The sequence below is a fragment of the Glycomyces rhizosphaerae genome, assembly GCF_042647865.1.
GTDB classification, from domain to species: Bacteria; Actinomycetota; Actinomycetes; order Mycobacteriales; family Micromonosporaceae; genus Glycomyces; species Glycomyces rhizosphaerae.
Window position 1 is genome coordinate 139,175 of the sequence record NZ_JBHRWO010000006.1, and the last position, 15,566, is coordinate 154,740.

Below are 15,566 nucleotides of genomic sequence, written 5' to 3' on the forward strand. Positions count from 1 at the left end.
CGCGCAGCGGTTCCTAAAGCGGGCCTTGGAAGATGTAGCTGAACCGGTCGACGAGCTCGTCGGGGAGGACCAGGCCCTCCCGTTCGGCCGATTTGCGGATGATCTCGATCGCGCTCGCCTCGGGCCGGACCGAGCCGCAGATGACCCGCACCGCGTGCTCGACCTCCAGGTAGTTCACCGAGAGGATCGAGACCGTGCGGTAGGCCGGGAAGGGGTACGCCTTCGGCTCGAGCTGCAGGATCGGCGGCATCGCCTCCCACGTCTCGGGGAAGCGGGCCCGCGCCGCGCTGTCGGGGTCGTGGCCGTGCTCGTCGGGCACGACGGCCGCGACCGCTTCGGGCACGCCGATGCGCTTGCCCTGGTCGCGCAGCACGCCGAGGCGCAGCAACTGCCAGACCGCGGCGAGCATCGGGCAGGACCAGCGCCGGCCCTGCTCGGTGTCGCTCCACAGTTCGACGTCGAGGAACACCGAGTGGTCGCGTTTGGCGTTCTGGCTCGGCGGCCGCCACTGGTCGGGCACGCCCATCGCGATGCCCTTCGGCTTCGGGCTGGGCACGCCGTTGCACAGCCAGCCCGAGCGGGCCACGGTCGGGCGGGAGCCGTTGGCGCCGGGCGGCGGCTCGAACACGATCCGGTCGGCCACGAGCCCCGCGAGCGGCAGTGGACCCATTGCGGCGCAGGCGGATTCGCGCGCGAGGTAGTCGATGCGCAGCCCGGCGTCGGCCGCGGCCTCGGTGATGACGCTGATGAGCTCCTCGGGCGGCGGCATGCCCTGCTGGCTGTAGTCGTCCACGAGGTAGCAGGTGCTCACGCGCGGCCGGCGCCCGCCGAGCCGTTTCGAGAGGGCCTCGGTGGTGCCGTGGACCCAGGCCGCCGCGGACGCCATCTCGGCCTTCAGCGTGTCGGGCCGGGCCAGGTCGTCGGCGTAAAGGTGGCCGACCTCGATCGACAGGTGCGACATGCCGAAGCGTTCGGTCCGCTGCTGCGCGCTGGTCTCTTCGTACGTCATGCGATCCACTCAATCAATGCCGCGGGCGACGGCCTCGAGGCCCGGCACGAACAGCTCCTCGGCGGAGCGCACGGCCAGCTCCGAGAAGGCCTTGACGGTCTCCTGGTTGGCGATGTCGAGCGTGACGGTGTCGGCATCGGTGATGATCTGCTCGCGCCACTGCAGCACGGGGTCGAGCGGGACCGACCCGAGGAGGTTCATGCGGCCCAGCTTGAGCTTCGCGGCCATCTGGTGCAGGTCGGCGTCGATCTTGCGCAGCCAGCGCACCTGGGTGGGTTTGAGGCCGGAGAGGTCGGCGCCGTCGGGGTCGACGACCGCGGTGCGCACGTAGCGGATCGAGGCCAGGAGTTTGCGCTGGTAGTCATCGCCGAGGCCCTTGCTGGTCTCGACGAGGCCGCGTTCGCCGTAGACGAGGGAGTGGGCGGCGAGCACGTGCTGCTTCGTCCAGCGGTGGTAGACGATCCACCGCCACGGCAGGTTCGCGAGCTCGGGGCGGGCGGTGGCGGCCATGACCATCTCGGTGGCGTGGGAGCGGCCCGCGCTCAGGTCCACGATCACGAGGTCGAATTCGCGCGAGAGCTCTTGGAGGAGCTTCACGCAGCGGTCCACTGTGGTGTCGTCGCCGGGGAACTCCGAGCCGTCGGCGTCACCGGGGCAGAGGACGAGTTCGCCCGCGCCGTCGGGCCGGGCCTGGAGCTCGCCCCGGTCGGTGGCCGACCACACCGAGTGCCGCTCGGGCTCGGAGGCGAGGTCCTGCAGGTACTCGTGGATGCCGTTGCCGTAGGTGCCGTGGTCGAGGTCGTCGATGGCGAAGATCGCGCCGGCCGTGGGCGAACCGAAGTCGAAATCCACATAGCACACGTTGGCGCCCTGGAGGGCCCGGCGGTAGGCCAGGTTGCACGAGGACACCGAGCGTCCCGTGCCGCCCTTGTCCGAGGTCGCGAACAGCAGCATCGTCACACTCCGGTCTCGGCGTCGCGCCCGGCCGCGATGAGCCGGTCGAGGTCGATGAGGGCCTTGACGCCGAGCGCGAACGCGGTGCCGGGGCGCTCGTCGACGACCTCCTTGGCGTGGCTGATGGTCAGGCCCACCGAGCGGATCTCCTGTGCCAGTGCGGGACCGGCGTGCCCGGAGCCGCGCAGGAGTTCCTGGTCGTAGACGTGCTCGGCCTCCACGAGCAGTTCGTGCGCCAGGTCCTCCAGGCTGCGCGAGCGGGCGGGCTCGGAGGTGGCGAACTGAGCGGCGAGCACCATGGCTTCGACCACGCGGATCGTGAAGTGCCAGGACGGGTCCTCGAACCAGTTGGGGAGCTCCGCGTAGACCTGCTGCGGCTGGTCCCACAGGCGGGCGGCCGCGCCGTCGCGGATGCGCCTGCGCGCCAGGTGGTCCCACACGAGGTCGGCCACTTCGAGGAGTTCGGCGCGGGCCTCGATGGTCACCAGAAGACTCGCGGCGTGATAGAGGCGCTTGAGCAGCAGCGGCGCGAAGTCGACCATGTTCCAGACCATGGACGGGCCGTCGAGCTTCTCGATACCGGTCAGCAGGGACTTCACGCCGGGGAAGTGGGTCTCGACGGCCCGGTCGCCGGCGAGGGCGCGGCGGGTGATGCGGCCGCGGTTGGCGAGTTCGATGAGGACGTTGCCAAGGCGGATGAGGTCGTCGTCGCCGCCGCGGGAGGCGCCGAAGGTGTCGGTGGCGACGGCGCAGACCAGGAGCGTGTAGTAGTCGTACTCGAGACCGTCGGTGGTGCGCCAGGGAACGTCTTCGAGCGGCCACTTCGAGCCGCCGCCGAAGGAGGCCACCATGGCCCAGTAGGCACGGGTGACGTCCATGCGCACTTGAAGGTTCTGGGCGAGGCGCTGCTCCTCCTCGGTGAGGAGGTTGCGCCGCATCACCCTGGGCGAGAACAGGGTCTGGATGGCTTCGAGGGCGACCACGGTGAAGTACTGGTACGGGGCGTCCAAGGCGCGGCCGGCGCGCTGGGTCGAGGTGTCGGACACGTCGGGGATGTCCGGGGCCTTCTCCACGACCGACCAGGACCAGCCGATCTCGAAGAGCTTCGTGGGGGCCTCGACGCCCGCGGTGCCGCCCGAGCCGACGGTGATCGTGCGCAGCGTGGCGATGATCTCCTCGGAGGCCTCGCGGAAGCGGCGCACGATCTTGCGGTCAGGCTGGCCGTCGACGTTGATGAGGGCGATGAGCTGGCGCCCGAACTCGTCATCGGCGTCGAAGGTGGCCACCGCGAAGGACCGCAGCAGACCGGTGATCGCGCCGAGCAGGCGGCGGTGGATGGCCTGCTGGACGTGTTCGAGCTCCTTGATGAGGTCGGCGCGGCCCATCCGGTCGACCGTGGGCTGGAAGTCGGCGAGGAACGTCAGGGAGGTGAGGCACAACGGGATCGCGAGCGCGAAGCCCTCGGTGACGTCGACGGCGCGCTGCTCCGGGCTGGCCTTCTGGCTGCGGTCGACCCGGTGCATGCTGGAGCCGCCGGAGTAGACGGGCACGCCCTCGTCGTCGACGTGCCGCTCCATGTAGTCCTTGACCAGGCGCATGATCCGGATGGGGATCTCGACGGCGTCGCCGAGCCCGGAGAGGGCCTGGAGGACCGCGTCGCTGGTCGCGTCGGGGTCGGCGTAGCGCAGTTCCACGAGTTCCTGTGCGGGGTAGAGCAGGCAGAGCAACTGCTGCGCGTCGCCCACGGCGTCGGACTGGTTGCGCCCGCCCCAATGCCAGGCTTTGCGCTTGCCGCCGTCCTCGGGAATCCGCCAGCTGTAGGCCACTTGGGCCCTCCAGATGTCGAGGAGCTGTTGCCGAGGCTGCATCTTCACTGGGGACCACCGCCGAGCGCTCGCAGGGCCGAATCGGACAGGTTCACTATGGCACGACGATGCGACACAACCGGACTCGCAGAACGTGTTCTGTCAGTTACCCGACAGTCGAGAGGCGTCCGCGGCACGGTCCTCAGGCGTCCTATGAGTAGGGTCGGCAAACCGGGACGTACCGGTTCCCTTCAGGCTCGAGGAGTCGAGATGCTCGAACTGATCTTGGCGGGAGTGATCATAGGGGCCGTCATGGCGGCCGCGGTGATCACGAGCGTGCGAGACCGCCACCGCCGCAAGGCGGACCGCCTCTCGGACGAGCGCGACGTCGAATCCTGGGGCGAGCCGATCCCCGGCGGCTGGGTGGCGACCGGCGGCGTCCAGAGCGGCATCGGCGATGCCGGCGGGAGCGGCGGGTCCGGCCGCTGAGCGGCCCCCGCGGCTGGCGTCACCTCAGTACGCTGGACCTTCGATCCCCTAGCCCCTAAGGAGTCCCGATGGGCGGCGCAGCATTCCTCATCATCCTCGTCATCATCGCGGCGATAGCCCTCATCGCGTCAGCGGTCGGCCGCGGCGGCTCCGGCTCGAATCGGAGCGGCGGCCACTACGACTCGTCCAGCGCCAACAACTACGGCATGGGCTGGACCGGCAGCTCCGACAGCGGTTACAGCGGCACTGGCGGCAGCGACTGCGGTCCCGGCTACAGCGACAACTCGGGCGGCGGCGGTTACAGCGGCGGCGACTCCGGCGGCGGATTCAGCGGCGGCGGCGACTCCGGCGGCGGCGGCAGCTGTTAAGCCTTGCGTTCGTAGACGCTGCAAGGGACCTCGTAGCTCGGGACGACCGTCTCGCGCTCGAGGGTCATGCCGAGCTTCTCGGCCACCCGGATCGAGGCGGCGTTCTCGGAGTGGATGCACGAGACCACGCGGTCGAGCCCGAGGCCATCGAACGCGAAGCCCATCACGGCCCGCGCGGCCTCGGGCGCGTAGCCGCGGCCCCAGCGGTCGCGCTTGACGCGCCACCCGAGCTCGGTCACGGGCAGGATCTCAGGCAGGAAGTTCGGGGTCGCGAGGATCGCCAGGCCGACGAGCGCGCCGGTGGCGGTCTCATCGACGGCGAAGGCGCCCCAGCCGTGCGCGTCCCAATGCGCCTCGACCTTCGCGACGAGCGCCTCGGCCTGCTCCGGGTCGCGCGGCGAGCCATCCCCGATGTAGCTCATCACCTCAGGGTCGGCGTTGATCTCGGCGAGCGCCTCGGCGTCGCCGGTCGCCAACGGGCGCAGGGTCAGCCGTTCGGTCTTCAGTTCGATGCTCATCGCTTCGGCGGCCTCTCGAGCTGGATCTTCACGTACCAGCAGTAGGCCCACACGAGCGCGAACACGATCCCGGCCACGCCCAGGGCCCAATGCAAAGGCCAGCAGGCTATCAAGGCGAGCTGCACCACCGCACCCGCTTTCCAGACCCATGCGCGCTTCGCCATGCCCGCCAAGGCGATGCAGGCGACGGTGAGGATCAGGATCACGATGATCGCGGCCGTGCTGTCGTCCAGGATCATCCGCATCGGGACGATCGCCAGCAGCAGCGCGAGGGCCTCGAAGGTCAACGCCAGCGCGGCGAGGCTGCGCGCGGCGCGGGCCGGGTTGCGCAGGCCCGAACGTGTCTCGTCGGGTTCGGTCCAGGGCTCCTCGGCCTCTTCGGGAGTCAGGTGCTCCTCGTTGTCAGCCACGGCGTCCCACCAGGAGTCTGCGGGCGTCGGCGACGGTGAAGACCGAGCCGGTGACGAGGACGCCGCCGCCCGACTCGTACACGTCGTCGGCCTCCTCGGCGAGCTCGATGGCGCGGGTGATCGCGTCGGTGAGGTGCGGCAGGACCGTGACGCGCTCTTCGCCGAAGATCTCCTTGGCGATTTTCGCGAGCGTCGCGGCGGGCATCGCCCGGTCCGAAGAAGACTTGGTGATGACGATTTCGTCGAGCAGCGGTTCGAGGAGTTCGAGCATGTGGTCGGTCGCCTTGTCCGCGAGCATGCCGACGACGCCGACGAGCTTGCGGAAGTTGAACTCCTCCTCCACCGCCTTCGCCATGGCCTCCATGCCCGCCGGGTTGTGGGCGGCGTCGAGGATCACGGTCGGCGCGGTGCGCACGACCTCGAGGCGGCCGGGCGAGGAGAAGTCCGCGAAGGCCTCCCCCACCACCTCGGCGTCCAGGGCCTTCGGCTCGCCCGCGCCGAGGAGGACCTCGACGGCCGCCAGCGCGAGCGCGGCGTTGTGGGCCTGGTATTCGCCGTGGAGCGGCAGGAACAGGTCCTGGTAGCGGGCGGCGCGGGTCTCGATGGTGATGAGCTGGCCGCCGACGGCCACCTCGCGGGCGGTGACCTCGAAGCCGCGGCCCTCGGGTACGAGCTTCGCGCCGACGGCGTTGGCGCGGCGCAGCAGCGGCTCCATCGCCGAACGCTCCTGCGTCGCGGTGACGAGCGTCGATCCCTCGTGGACGATCCCGGCCTTCATGGTCGCGATCTCGGCGAGGGTCTCGCCGAGCCACTTGGTGTGGTCGATCCCGATGGGGGTGATGACCGCGACCTCGGCGTTGAGGATGTTCGTCGAGTCGGTCTCACCGCCCAGGCCCACTTCGATCACGCCGACGTCGATCGGCGTGTCGGCGAACGCGCCCATGGCGAGTGCCACGGTCATCTCGAAGTAGGTGAGCGGCTCGGAGGCCTCCCGGTCGACGAGTTCGGCCAGCGGCGCGATCTCGTAGTACTGGGCCGCGAGCTTGTCAGGGGCGATCGGTTCGCCGTCGATCGAGATGCGCTCGTTGACACTGCCCAGATGCGGCGAGGTGAACATGCCGGTGCGCAGGCCGTGCCCGCGCAGGAGCCGCTCGACCATGCGCGAGGTCGAGGTCTTGCCGTTGGTGCCCGTGATGTGCACCGAACGGAAGGACCGCTGCGGGTCGCCCATCATGTCGAGCAGTTGCTTGATGCGGTCGAGCGTGAAGTCCCAGCGGGAGAACCCGCGGGCTTCCAGCAGCGCTTCGACTTGCGCCAGTTCGGCGTTCAACTTGGTCGTCCCCCTATATGAACGGGGCGGCCGCCCTCGCGGACGGCCGCCTCCGTATTACGCCAGTCGTTCGAGCTGCGCCGAGATCCGCGCGATGTCGGCCTCGGCGGTCGCCTTGCGCGCCTTGATCTTGTCGACCACGGCGTCGGGCGCCTTCGCGAGGAACGCCTCGTTGCCGAGCTTGCCCACGGTGCCGGCCAGCTCCTTCTCGGCTGCCTTGAGGGCCTTGTCGAGACGGGCCCGCTCGGCCGCGACGTCGATGGTCCCCGAAGTGTCGAGCGCTACCGTGACCTGGTCGGACACGGCCAGTTCGGCGGTCGGCGCGAAGCCCTCGGGCTCGGCGTCGAGCTTCACGAACGCGCGGATGAGCCATTCCTGGTCGCCCAATCCCGCCGCGTCGAGGCCGGTGATGCGCGCGGCCACCCGCTGGCTGGGCTTCACGCCCTGGTCAGAGCGGAAGCGGCGCACCTCGACGACCACGTGCTGCATGGCGGCCACGAGGCGTTCGGCCTCCTCGTCCACTCCGGACGGGGTCGGCCAGGCGGCCACGGTGAGCGAGTCGCCCTGCTCCTCAGTGCCGGTGAGGGTCAGCCACAGTTCCTCCGTGACGAACGGGATCACCGGGTGCAGCAGGCGCAGCAGCTGGTCGAAGATGTGGCCGAGCACCCGGCGGGTGTCCTCGGCGGCCTGGCCGCCGGCGGCGAGCACCGGCTTCGTCAGTTCCAGGTAGACGTCGAAGACGTCGTCCCACGCGAAGTGGTAGAGCACGTCCATGGCCTTGGCGAACTCGTACTGCTCCAGGTGGGCGTCCACCGTCGTGATGGTGCCCGACAACCGCGACAGGACCCACCGGTCGATGAGCGACGGGTCCGCGGGCAGGTCGCCCTCCACAGTGGCGCCGCTCATCAGCGCGAACCGGGTGCCGTTCCACAGCTTGTTGCAGAAGTTCCGGGAGATCTCGGCCAGCTCGATCGAGGCGATGCCGTCCGCGCCGGGGTTGGCCTCGCGTGCCAGCATGAACCGCAGCGCGTCGGCCCCGAAACGGTCGACCACCTCGAGCGGGTCGATGCCGTTGCCCAGGGACTTCGACATCTTGACGCCGTTCTTGTCCCGGAGCAGGCCGTGCAGGACCACTTCCGAGAAGGGCGCCTTGCCCATCGCGTACGTCCCGAACATCATCATCCGGACCACCCAGAAGAAGATGATGTCCCAGCCGGTGATGAGCGCGGCCGTCGGATAGAACTTGTCGAGCGCCGGGGTCTCCTCCGGCCAGCCGAACGTCGAGAACGGCCACAGGCCCGAGGAGAACCACGTGTCGAGCACGTCCTCGTCCTGCGTGTAGCCCTCGGGCGCGGTCTCGCCCGGGCCCACGCACACCTCTTCGCCGTTGGGGCCGTACCAGATCGGGATGCGGTGGCCCCACCACAGCTGACGCGAGATGCACCAGTCGAGCAGGTTGTCGACCCAGGCGAAGTAGCGCTTCTCCATCTCCGGCGGGTAGATCTTCGTCTCGCCGTTGCGCACCGCGTCCCCGGCGAGCTTCGCGAGGCGCTCCACCTTCACGAACCACTGCAGCGACAAGCGCGGTTCCACGGTCGTGTCGCAGCGCTCGCAGTGGCCGACGGCGTGCACGTACGGGCGCTTCTCGGCCACGATCCGGCCGTCGGCCCGCAGCGCGGAGGCGATCGCCGAACGCGCCTCGAACCGGTCGAGCCCCTGGAACGGGCCGTGCGCGGTGATCACGCCGCGCTCGTCCATGATGAGGATCGACGCGAGGTCGTGGCGCTGCCCGATCGCGAAGTCGTTCGGGTCGTGCGCCGGGGTCACCTTCACCGCGCCGGTCCCGAACTCGGGGTCGACGTGGGTGTCGGCCACGATCGGGATGCGGCGGCCCGTGAACGGCACTTCGACGGTGGTGCCGAGCAGGTGCTTGTAGCGCTCGTCGTCGGGGTGGACGGCCACGGCGGTGTCGCCGAGCATCGTCTCCAGGCGGGTCGTGGCGACCACGATCGACGCCTCGCCCTCGCCGTAGCGCATCGACACGAGCTCGCCCGCGTCGTCCTGGTGCTCGACCTCGGCGTCCGACAAGGCGGTCATGCAGCGCGGGCACCAGTTGATGATGCGCTCGGCGCGGTAGATCATGCCGTCGTCGTACATGCGCTTGAACATCGTCTGCACGGCGTTCGACAGGCCCTCGTCGAGGGTGAACCGCTCGCGGTCCCAGTCGACGCCGTCGCCGATCTTCTTCATCTGCGAGGTGATGCGCTCGTGGTAGGTGTCCTTCCACTCCCACGCCTTGTCCACGAACGCCTCGCGGCCCAGGTCGTGGCGGGACAGGCCCTCCTTGTCGGCGAGCTGGCGCTCCACCACGTTCTGCGTCGAGATCCCGGCGTGGTCGGTGCCCGGCAGGAACAGGGCCTCCTTGCCGCGCATGCGCTCGCGGCGCACCATCCAGTCGATGAGGGTGTGGTTGAGCGCGTGGCCGAGGTGCAGCTGGCCGGTCACGTTCGGCGGCGGGATCACGATCGCGTAAGGGTCGCGGTCCGAGTCGTCGTCAGCCTTGAAGCGACCGTCGGCTACCCACTTCGCGTAGCGTCGCGCCTCTACCTCTACGGGCGCGTACGTCTTCGGCAGATGGGTTTCCAGGTCCGGTGTCTTCTTAGCTGCGTCTGTCACCAGTCCAGTGTAAGGAGCGCACGGGCTGAGACGCGAAGCGGTTTACGAGGTGTCGCCCAGAACCCTCCGGGCCGCGCTCGCCACATCCGTTTCACCGTTCGCGACCTGTTCCGCCAGCGCCTCGCTCACCGTGAACCGCTTCCGGAGCTCCGCGTCGACGCGGGCACGGATCTCGGCCGCGGCCCGGCGGCGGCGCTGGTCGGCGAGGTGGTCGCCGCCCGCGAGCCAGTCGCGGTGCTTGCCGATGGCGGCGACGAGGTCGTCGATGCCCTTGGCTTCGGAGGCGACGGTGGTGCAGATCGGCTGGCGCCATTCGCCGGGTTCGCGGCGCACGAGGCTCATCAGGGCGCGGAGGTCGCGGACGGTGCCGTCGGCGCCGGGCCGGTCGGCCTTGTTGACGACGTAGACGTCGGCGATCTCCACGACCCCGGCCTTGACGGCCTGGATGCCGTCGCCCATGCCGGGGGCGAGCAGCAGGAGCGTGGTGTCGGCGAGGGCCGCGATCTCGACTTCGGCCTGGCCGACGCCGACGGTCTCGACGATCACGACGTCGAAGCCGATCCCTTCGAGGAGCCGCACGGCCGCGCCGGTGGTGGCGGCGAGGCCGCCGAGGTGGCCGCGGGTGGCGACCGAGCGGATGTAGACGCCCGGGTCGAGGGCGTGGTCGGCCATGCGCACGCGGTCGCCGAGGATCGCGCCGCCGCTGAACGGGCTCGACGGGTCCACGGCGAGCACGCCGACGCGGAGGCCCGCTTCGCGCCACGCGGCGATCAGCGCGGAGACGAGCGTCGACTTGCCGACGCCGGGCGAGCCGGTGACGCCGACGATCGTGGCGTCACCGCCTTTGACCAGGCGCGCGATCTCGGGAGCGTCGGACGTGCCGTTCTCGAGGGCGGTCAGGAGGCGGGCGGTGGCCCGGCGGTCGCCCGCGCGAGCCGCCGCCACCAGGTCTTCGACCCGCATCAGGCTCCCTTGAGGACGATCGCGTCGCCCTGGCCGCCGCCGCCGCACAGTCCGGCCGCGCCGTACTGGCCGGAGCCGAGCTGGCGGGCGAGGGTCTGGGCGAGGCGCGCGCCCGAAGCGCCGATCGGGTGGCCGAGCGCGATCGCGCCGCCGTCCGGGTTGACGCGGTCGAGGTCGACCCCGAGGGTCTCGGCCGAGGCCAGGACCACTGCGGCGAAGGCCTCGTTCATCTCGACCACGTCGAGGTCGGCGGCCGCGACACCGGCCATCGCGAGCGCTTTGTTGATCGCGTTGGCGGGCTGGTCGAGCAGCGAGTTGTCGGGCCCGGCCACGGTGGCGTACGCGAGGATCTCGGCGATCCAGGTCCAGCCGTTGGCCTCGGCGGTCGACTTGCGGCACAGGACGAGCGCGGAGGCGCCGTCGGAGATCTGCGAGGCGGTCGCGGCGGTGATGGTGCCGTTCTCCATGAACGCCGGGCGCAGCTGACCCAGGCCGGCCGCAGTGGACTCGGGCCGGATGCCCTCGTCCGCGTCGATGAGGCCCTTGCGGGTCTCGACCGAGGTGATCTCCTCGGCGAGCCGCTCGGCGGCCTTCGCGGCCCGCTGGTGCGAGTCGGCGGCGAAGGCGTCCTGCTGCTCGCGGGTGATCGAGCGGCCCTTGAGGTGGCGCTCGGTGGACTCGCCCATGGAGATGCCGTCGTAGGCGTCGGTGAGGCCGTCGTGGGCGAGGTGGTCCAGGAGCACGGTCTCGCCGTACTTGAAGCCGCGGCGCGAACCGGGCAGCAGGTGCGGGGCGCGGCTCATGGACTCCATGCCCCCGGCGACGATCACGTCGGCGGCGCCGCCGCGCAGGAGCTGGTCGGCCAGCCCCACGGCGGTGAGCCCCGAGAGGCAGACCTTGTTGACCGACAGGGACGGGATGCTCATGGGCAGCCCGGCCGCGACGGCGGCCTGGCGGGCCGGGTTCTGGCCGCATCCGGCGGGCAGGACCTGCCCGAGGATCACCTGATCCACGAGGTCGGGGGCGACTCCGGCGCGTTCGAGCGCGGCCCTGATCGCGGTCCCGGCCAGGTCGGTGGCGGGGATGTCGCTCAGGGCGCCGTTGAAGCGCCCGATGGGTGTGCGAGCGGCATTGAGGATGACGGTCTTGTCGTCGTTCATGGCGGACCTCCGTTGGTCGATACCCTCGATCGTATGACGTTCATTGAGGGAATCGGATTGCGGCGCATCGATCACATCGGGATCGCGGTCCCGGACCTGGATACGGCACTCAAGTGGTACGTGGGCGCGCTCGGCGGGCGCGAGGCGCACCGGGAGGTGAACGAGGCGCAGGGCGTGGTCGAGGCGATGGTCGCGTGGCCTGAGGGCGGCGCTCAGGTGCAACTGCTCGCGCCGATCGGCGAGGACTCGCCGATCGCGCGGTTCATCGGATCCAAGGGGCCGGGGCTCCAGCAGCTCGCGTTCACCGTCGAGGACGTGGAGGCCGCGGCGGCGGCGCTGCGGGCAAAGGGCTGCCGATTGCTGTATGACGAAGCACGCCAAGGCACCGCGGGCTCCAAGATCAACTTCGTGCATCCGAAGGACGCGGGCGGCGTACTGGTGGAACTGGTCGAACCCGCATAGGGCCCTTGCAGGTCCGCAACCGGAGGGCGACGGTCCGACCACTGTCACTGTCGGATACATGACGCCATCCGAGTGACACCTGGGGGACACCGAAACTTCACCGCGCACGAGTTCCGTGTCGTTTCAAGGATTTCGCCCGATTTGCGGCTAGTGTTGCGGGTGATTCCGCCCCCACAAACCCGTGACCTTGCTGTCGACATTCCCACTCGCGTCTGCAAGTATTGGTCCATGTCGCAGCAGCCCTCCAGCAGTACCTTTTTCGACAACGACCAATCGGTGCCGGAATTCCCCGTGCAGTTGCGGGGTTACGACCGGCACCAGGTGGATGAGTTCATCCAGAAGAACCTCGGCAAACTGAAGCAGACCGAGAGCCAGCGCACCGAGGCCGAGCAGCGGATGACCGACGCCCAGCGTCGTCTGCGCCAGGCCGAGCAGCGGATCCAAGGCCTCGAGCAGCGCCTCACCGAGCAGCAGAAGCAGCTCGAGGAGAACACGCGCCCGACGCTCTCCGGGCTCGGCACCCGGGTCGAGCAGATCCTGCGGCTGGCCGAGGAACAGGCCAACGAGCACCGGGCCGAGGCGAAGCGCGAGACCGAGGGCATCCTCTCGGCCGCCCGCCTGGAGTCCCGCGAGATCACCGACGCCGCCCGCGGCGAGGCCGGCAGCCTGAAGCAGAACGCCGAGCGCGAAGCGAACACGTTGCGCACGCAGGTCGAGCGCGAGGTCGCCGAGCTGCGGACCAACGCCCGCCGCGAATGCGAGACCCTCCGCGCCGACGCCGAACGCGAGACCAAGCAGCTGCGCACCGCGACCGGTCACGAAGTGGCCGAGCTCAAGGCCTCCGTCGAGCGCGAGGTCGCGACCCTCCGTGCCACGGCGGACCGCGAGATCACCCAGCTGCGCGCCAAGGCCGCCCGCGAGGCCGAGGAGAAGCGCGCCGAAGCCGCGAAGCTCTTCGCCGAGGCGAAGGAGAAGCGCGACAAGGACCTCCAGGCCCTCGACCTCGAGCTCGCCGAGCGCAAGGAGAAGGCCGAGCGCGAGGAGTCCGACCGCCACACCCGTGCGGTGGCCGAGACCCAGAAGCTCGTCTCCGACGCCGAGAACCGCGCCCGCGACGCCGAAGAGCGCGCCAAGTCCGCGGAGACCCGCGGCGAGGAGAAGCGTTCCGAGGCCGACAAGTACGCCGACGAGACCACGACCAAGGCCAAGAAGGACGCGCAGAAGCTCGTCGCCGACGCGAAGTCCGAGGCCGAACGGCTGCTGGCCGACGCGAAGTCGGACGCCGAGCGCGTCACGACGGACGCCGAGACCAAGGTCGCCGAACTCACCGCCAAGCGCGACCAGGTGCAGGAGACCCTGCGCAACCTCAGCGGTCTGGTCAGCGGCGCCCTGGGCGGCGCCCTGGGCCAGCAGTCCGACGAGAAGTAGAAAAACAGGACGACAAGTAAACCTGGCGAATCCGCGTTACCGTCGAAGTCTGCGACAGTGAAGAATGATCGCAGGCGTAGGTCGACGGTGGAGGAACCACAGCTTCGGCCGCGTCCCGTCACATCCGGTCCCTTACCGGTAGTGGCGGGACGCGGCTTACGTGAGGATGAGGGTATGGCGCGTGAAAACAGACTCGAAGACGCGGAACTGCTGACCGGATTCAATGAGACCGGACCTGTCGAACATGAGTTCGAGACGGCCCTGCGCGGTTACGACAAACGGCAGGTCGACCGTTACCTCCAGCAGATGCAGCTCCAGATGGACACGCTCGCAGGGGAACGGGCAGAGGCGATCGCCCAGATCGACCGGCTCGTGGTCCAGATCCAGCAGTTGCAGGCCCAGATCCAGGAGCTGAGGCGGCGCAGTGCCGCCGGGGACAAGGCGTCCTACCGCCACTTGGGCGTGCGGATCGAGCAGATGCTGACGTTGGCGGAGGAGCAGGCCGAGGAGATCAAGGCCGGCGCGCACGCCCAGACCCAGCATCTGCACCAGCACGCCGAGGGGCGCCTGCGCGAGGCCGAAGCGCAGATCGAGCAGGCCCGCAAGGACTTCGAGACCACGTTGAAGGCCCGCAGGGCCGCCGCCGAGAAGGCCGAGGCCGACCGGCGCGCCATCATCGACGCCGAGATCAACAAGCGGGCCCGCGAGGCCCAGGCGATGGTCGACCAGGCGAAGGAGCGGTCGGCCGCGCTCGTGGCCGAGGCCGAGCAGGACGCCGAGAACAAAAGGGCCGCCGCTGACGAGCAGACCCGGCAGCTGGTCGCTCACGTCGAACGCCTCCGCGCCGAGGCCCAGCAGCTCAAGGACGACGCCGCTCTCGAGTCGGAGCAGGCGATCGCCGAGGCCCGCGAGAAGGCCGAGCGGATCGCCGCCGAGGCGGAGGCCGAGGCCGAGCGCAAGCGCGCCGAGCACGAGGCCGAGCTGAGGGACCTGCGCACCGAGGCCGTCGAGAACCTCGAGAAGTTCAAGCAGGAGACCGAGACCTTCGCGCAGACCGTCCGCACCGAGGCCGAGAACGAGGCCACCCGCGTGCGGGCCGAAGCCGCCGACAACGCGACCCTGACGCGCACCGAGGCCGCGGACGAGGCCAAGCGGCTCCGCCAGGACGCCCAGCGCCGTCTGGAAGAGGCCGAGGCCGAATCGCAGCGCCTGACCGCCGAGACCGACGAGAAGGTCGCGAAGCTCACCGCCGAGGCCGAAGAGGCCGCCCGCGTGGGACTGGAGGCCGCCGAGGCGAACGCACTGCGGCTGGCCGAGGAGACCGAGCGCGAGACCCAGCGTCTGCGCGAGGAGGCGGCCGACGCGTCCCGCAAGGAGCGCGAAGCCGCCGAGGCCGCGGCCCGGAAGCTGAACGAGGACACCGCGGCCGAGACGAAGCTCCTGCGCGAGCAGGCCGCCGCCGAGGCCGAGCGCGTCACCGCCGAAGCCGCTTCGGAGGCCGCCAAGCTGCGCGAGAACGCCGACATGGCGAGGGTCGAGGCCGAGGCCGATGTGGAGCGCGCCCGCGCCGAGCTCGCCGAGATCGAGACCGAGCGCGAACGGCTGCTGGCGGAGGCCAAGGCCGAGGCCGCGCGGATCCTCGAAGAGGCCGGCCAGGAGGCCGAGCAGGTCCGGGCAGAGCGCGACCTGTACGTGACCGAGGCCGAGAAGAAGGCCGAGAACGCGAAGCGCCGCGCCGAGGAGCTGTCGAAGTCCGCCAAGCAGACCGCGCGGCGCGACTCCGAGGCGATCCTGTCGACGGCGCGCGCGCAGGCGAAGAAGCTCATCGAGGAGGCCCGCGCGAACCGCGGCGACGGCGAGCAGCCGGCGAAGGAGTCGTCCGCGCAGGACGCGGCCGCCAACAAGCCGAGCGCCAACGGCCGCAAGCGCCCCCAGGGCGGCGGCAAGCAGACGAGCGAGGCCGCCGAGAGGGTCTCGTCCTCCTAAGGAGACGC

14 protein-coding genes are annotated in these 15,566 nt (G+C 70.2%); 5 read left to right on the plus strand and 9 right to left on the minus strand.

From position 1 onward, the window contains the following. Window positions 1–13: 13 nt before the first annotated feature. The 3 genes from ACFO8M_RS06245 to ACFO8M_RS06255 are packed head-to-tail and all read right to left on the minus strand — an operon-like array spanning window position 14 to window position 3,831. Window positions 14–1,009 (minus strand): SCO2522 family protein, encoded by a 996-nt coding sequence (locus ACFO8M_RS06245; protein ID WP_387972055.1) that lies wholly within the window; start codon window positions 1,007–1,009, stop codon window positions 14–16. Window positions 1,010–1,018: 9 nt separating this feature from the next. Beyond that, window positions 1,019–1,963: an SCO2523 family variant P-loop protein gene (locus ACFO8M_RS06250; RefSeq protein ID WP_387972058.1), complete on the minus strand. Its 945-nt coding sequence runs from the start codon at window positions 1,961–1,963 to the stop codon at window positions 1,019–1,021. Between the two features lie 2 nt (window positions 1,964–1,965). Further along, window positions 1,966–3,831: an SCO2524 family protein gene (locus ACFO8M_RS06255; protein WP_387972061.1), complete on the minus strand. Its 1,866-nt coding sequence runs from the start codon at window positions 3,829–3,831 to the stop codon at window positions 1,966–1,968. A 207-nt stretch (window positions 3,832–4,038) separates the two neighbouring features. On the opposite strand from ACFO8M_RS06255, the gene ACFO8M_RS06260 reads away from it, so the two are divergent. After that, on the plus strand, window positions 4,039–4,257 hold the full coding sequence (locus ACFO8M_RS06260) for a hypothetical protein (protein ID WP_387972064.1): 219 nt from the start codon (window positions 4,039–4,041) through the stop codon (window positions 4,255–4,257). Between the two features lie 68 nt (window positions 4,258–4,325). Continuing rightward, window positions 4,326–4,625 (plus strand): hypothetical protein, encoded by a 300-nt coding sequence (locus ACFO8M_RS06265; RefSeq protein WP_387972067.1) that lies wholly within the window; start codon window positions 4,326–4,328, stop codon window positions 4,623–4,625. On the opposite strand, the gene ACFO8M_RS06270 is transcribed toward ACFO8M_RS06265, so the two are convergent. The 6 genes from ACFO8M_RS06270 to ACFO8M_RS06295 are packed head-to-tail and all read right to left on the minus strand — an operon-like array spanning window position 4,622 to window position 11,682. Then, window positions 4,622–5,143 carry a GNAT family N-acetyltransferase gene (locus tag ACFO8M_RS06270; RefSeq protein ID WP_387972070.1) on the minus strand — a complete coding sequence of 174 codons (522 nt, stop codon included), beginning with the start codon at window positions 5,141–5,143 and terminating at the stop codon, window positions 4,622–4,624. The genes ACFO8M_RS06265 and ACFO8M_RS06270 overlap by 4 nt on opposite strands. Next, window positions 5,140–5,553 (minus strand): DUF4233 domain-containing protein, encoded by a 414-nt coding sequence (locus tag ACFO8M_RS06275; RefSeq protein WP_387972073.1) that lies wholly within the window; start codon window positions 5,551–5,553, stop codon window positions 5,140–5,142. The genes ACFO8M_RS06270 and ACFO8M_RS06275 overlap by 4 nt, the downstream gene beginning before the upstream one ends. Continuing rightward, window positions 5,546–6,883: a bifunctional folylpolyglutamate synthase/dihydrofolate synthase gene (locus tag ACFO8M_RS06280; protein ID WP_387972076.1), complete on the minus strand. Its 1,338-nt coding sequence runs from the start codon at window positions 6,881–6,883 to the stop codon at window positions 5,546–5,548. The genes ACFO8M_RS06275 and ACFO8M_RS06280 overlap by 8 nt, the downstream gene beginning before the upstream one ends. Window positions 6,884–6,940: 57 nt before the next feature. Then, window positions 6,941–9,562 carry a valine--tRNA ligase gene (locus ACFO8M_RS06285; RefSeq protein WP_387972372.1) on the minus strand — a complete coding sequence of 874 codons (2,622 nt, stop codon included), beginning with the start codon at window positions 9,560–9,562 and terminating at the stop codon, window positions 6,941–6,943. A 39-nt stretch (window positions 9,563–9,601) separates the two neighbouring features. Beyond that, window positions 9,602–10,522: a methylmalonyl Co-A mutase-associated GTPase MeaB gene (gene meaB, locus ACFO8M_RS06290; protein ID WP_387972080.1), complete on the minus strand. Its 921-nt coding sequence runs from the start codon at window positions 10,520–10,522 to the stop codon at window positions 9,602–9,604. Next, window positions 10,522–11,682 carry an acetyl-CoA C-acyltransferase gene (locus tag ACFO8M_RS06295; RefSeq protein WP_387972083.1) on the minus strand — a complete coding sequence of 387 codons (1,161 nt, stop codon included), beginning with the start codon at window positions 11,680–11,682 and terminating at the stop codon, window positions 10,522–10,524. The genes meaB and ACFO8M_RS06295 overlap by 1 nt, the downstream gene beginning before the upstream one ends. Before the next feature lie 33 nt (window positions 11,683–11,715). Here ACFO8M_RS06295 and mce point away from each other — a divergent pair, with 33 nt between their 5' ends. The 3 genes from mce to ACFO8M_RS06310 all read left to right on the plus strand — a co-directional run bounded on the left by mce (window position 11,716) and on the right by ACFO8M_RS06310 (window position 15,558). Beyond that, window positions 11,716–12,144 carry a methylmalonyl-CoA epimerase gene (mce, locus tag ACFO8M_RS06300; protein ID WP_387972375.1) on the plus strand — a complete coding sequence of 143 codons (429 nt, stop codon included), beginning with the start codon at window positions 11,716–11,718 and terminating at the stop codon, window positions 12,142–12,144. Window positions 12,145–12,372: 228 nt separating this feature from the next. Then, on the plus strand, window positions 12,373–13,572 hold the full coding sequence (locus ACFO8M_RS06305; protein ID WP_387972086.1) for a cell division protein DivIVA: 1,200 nt from the start codon (window positions 12,373–12,375) through the stop codon (window positions 13,570–13,572). A gap of 174 nt (window positions 13,573–13,746) precedes the next feature. Then, complete coding sequence (locus tag ACFO8M_RS06310) at window positions 13,747–15,558, plus strand: DivIVA domain-containing protein (protein WP_387972089.1); 1,812 nt, start codon at window positions 13,747–13,749, stop codon at window positions 15,556–15,558. Window positions 15,559–15,566 lie beyond the last annotated feature (8 nt).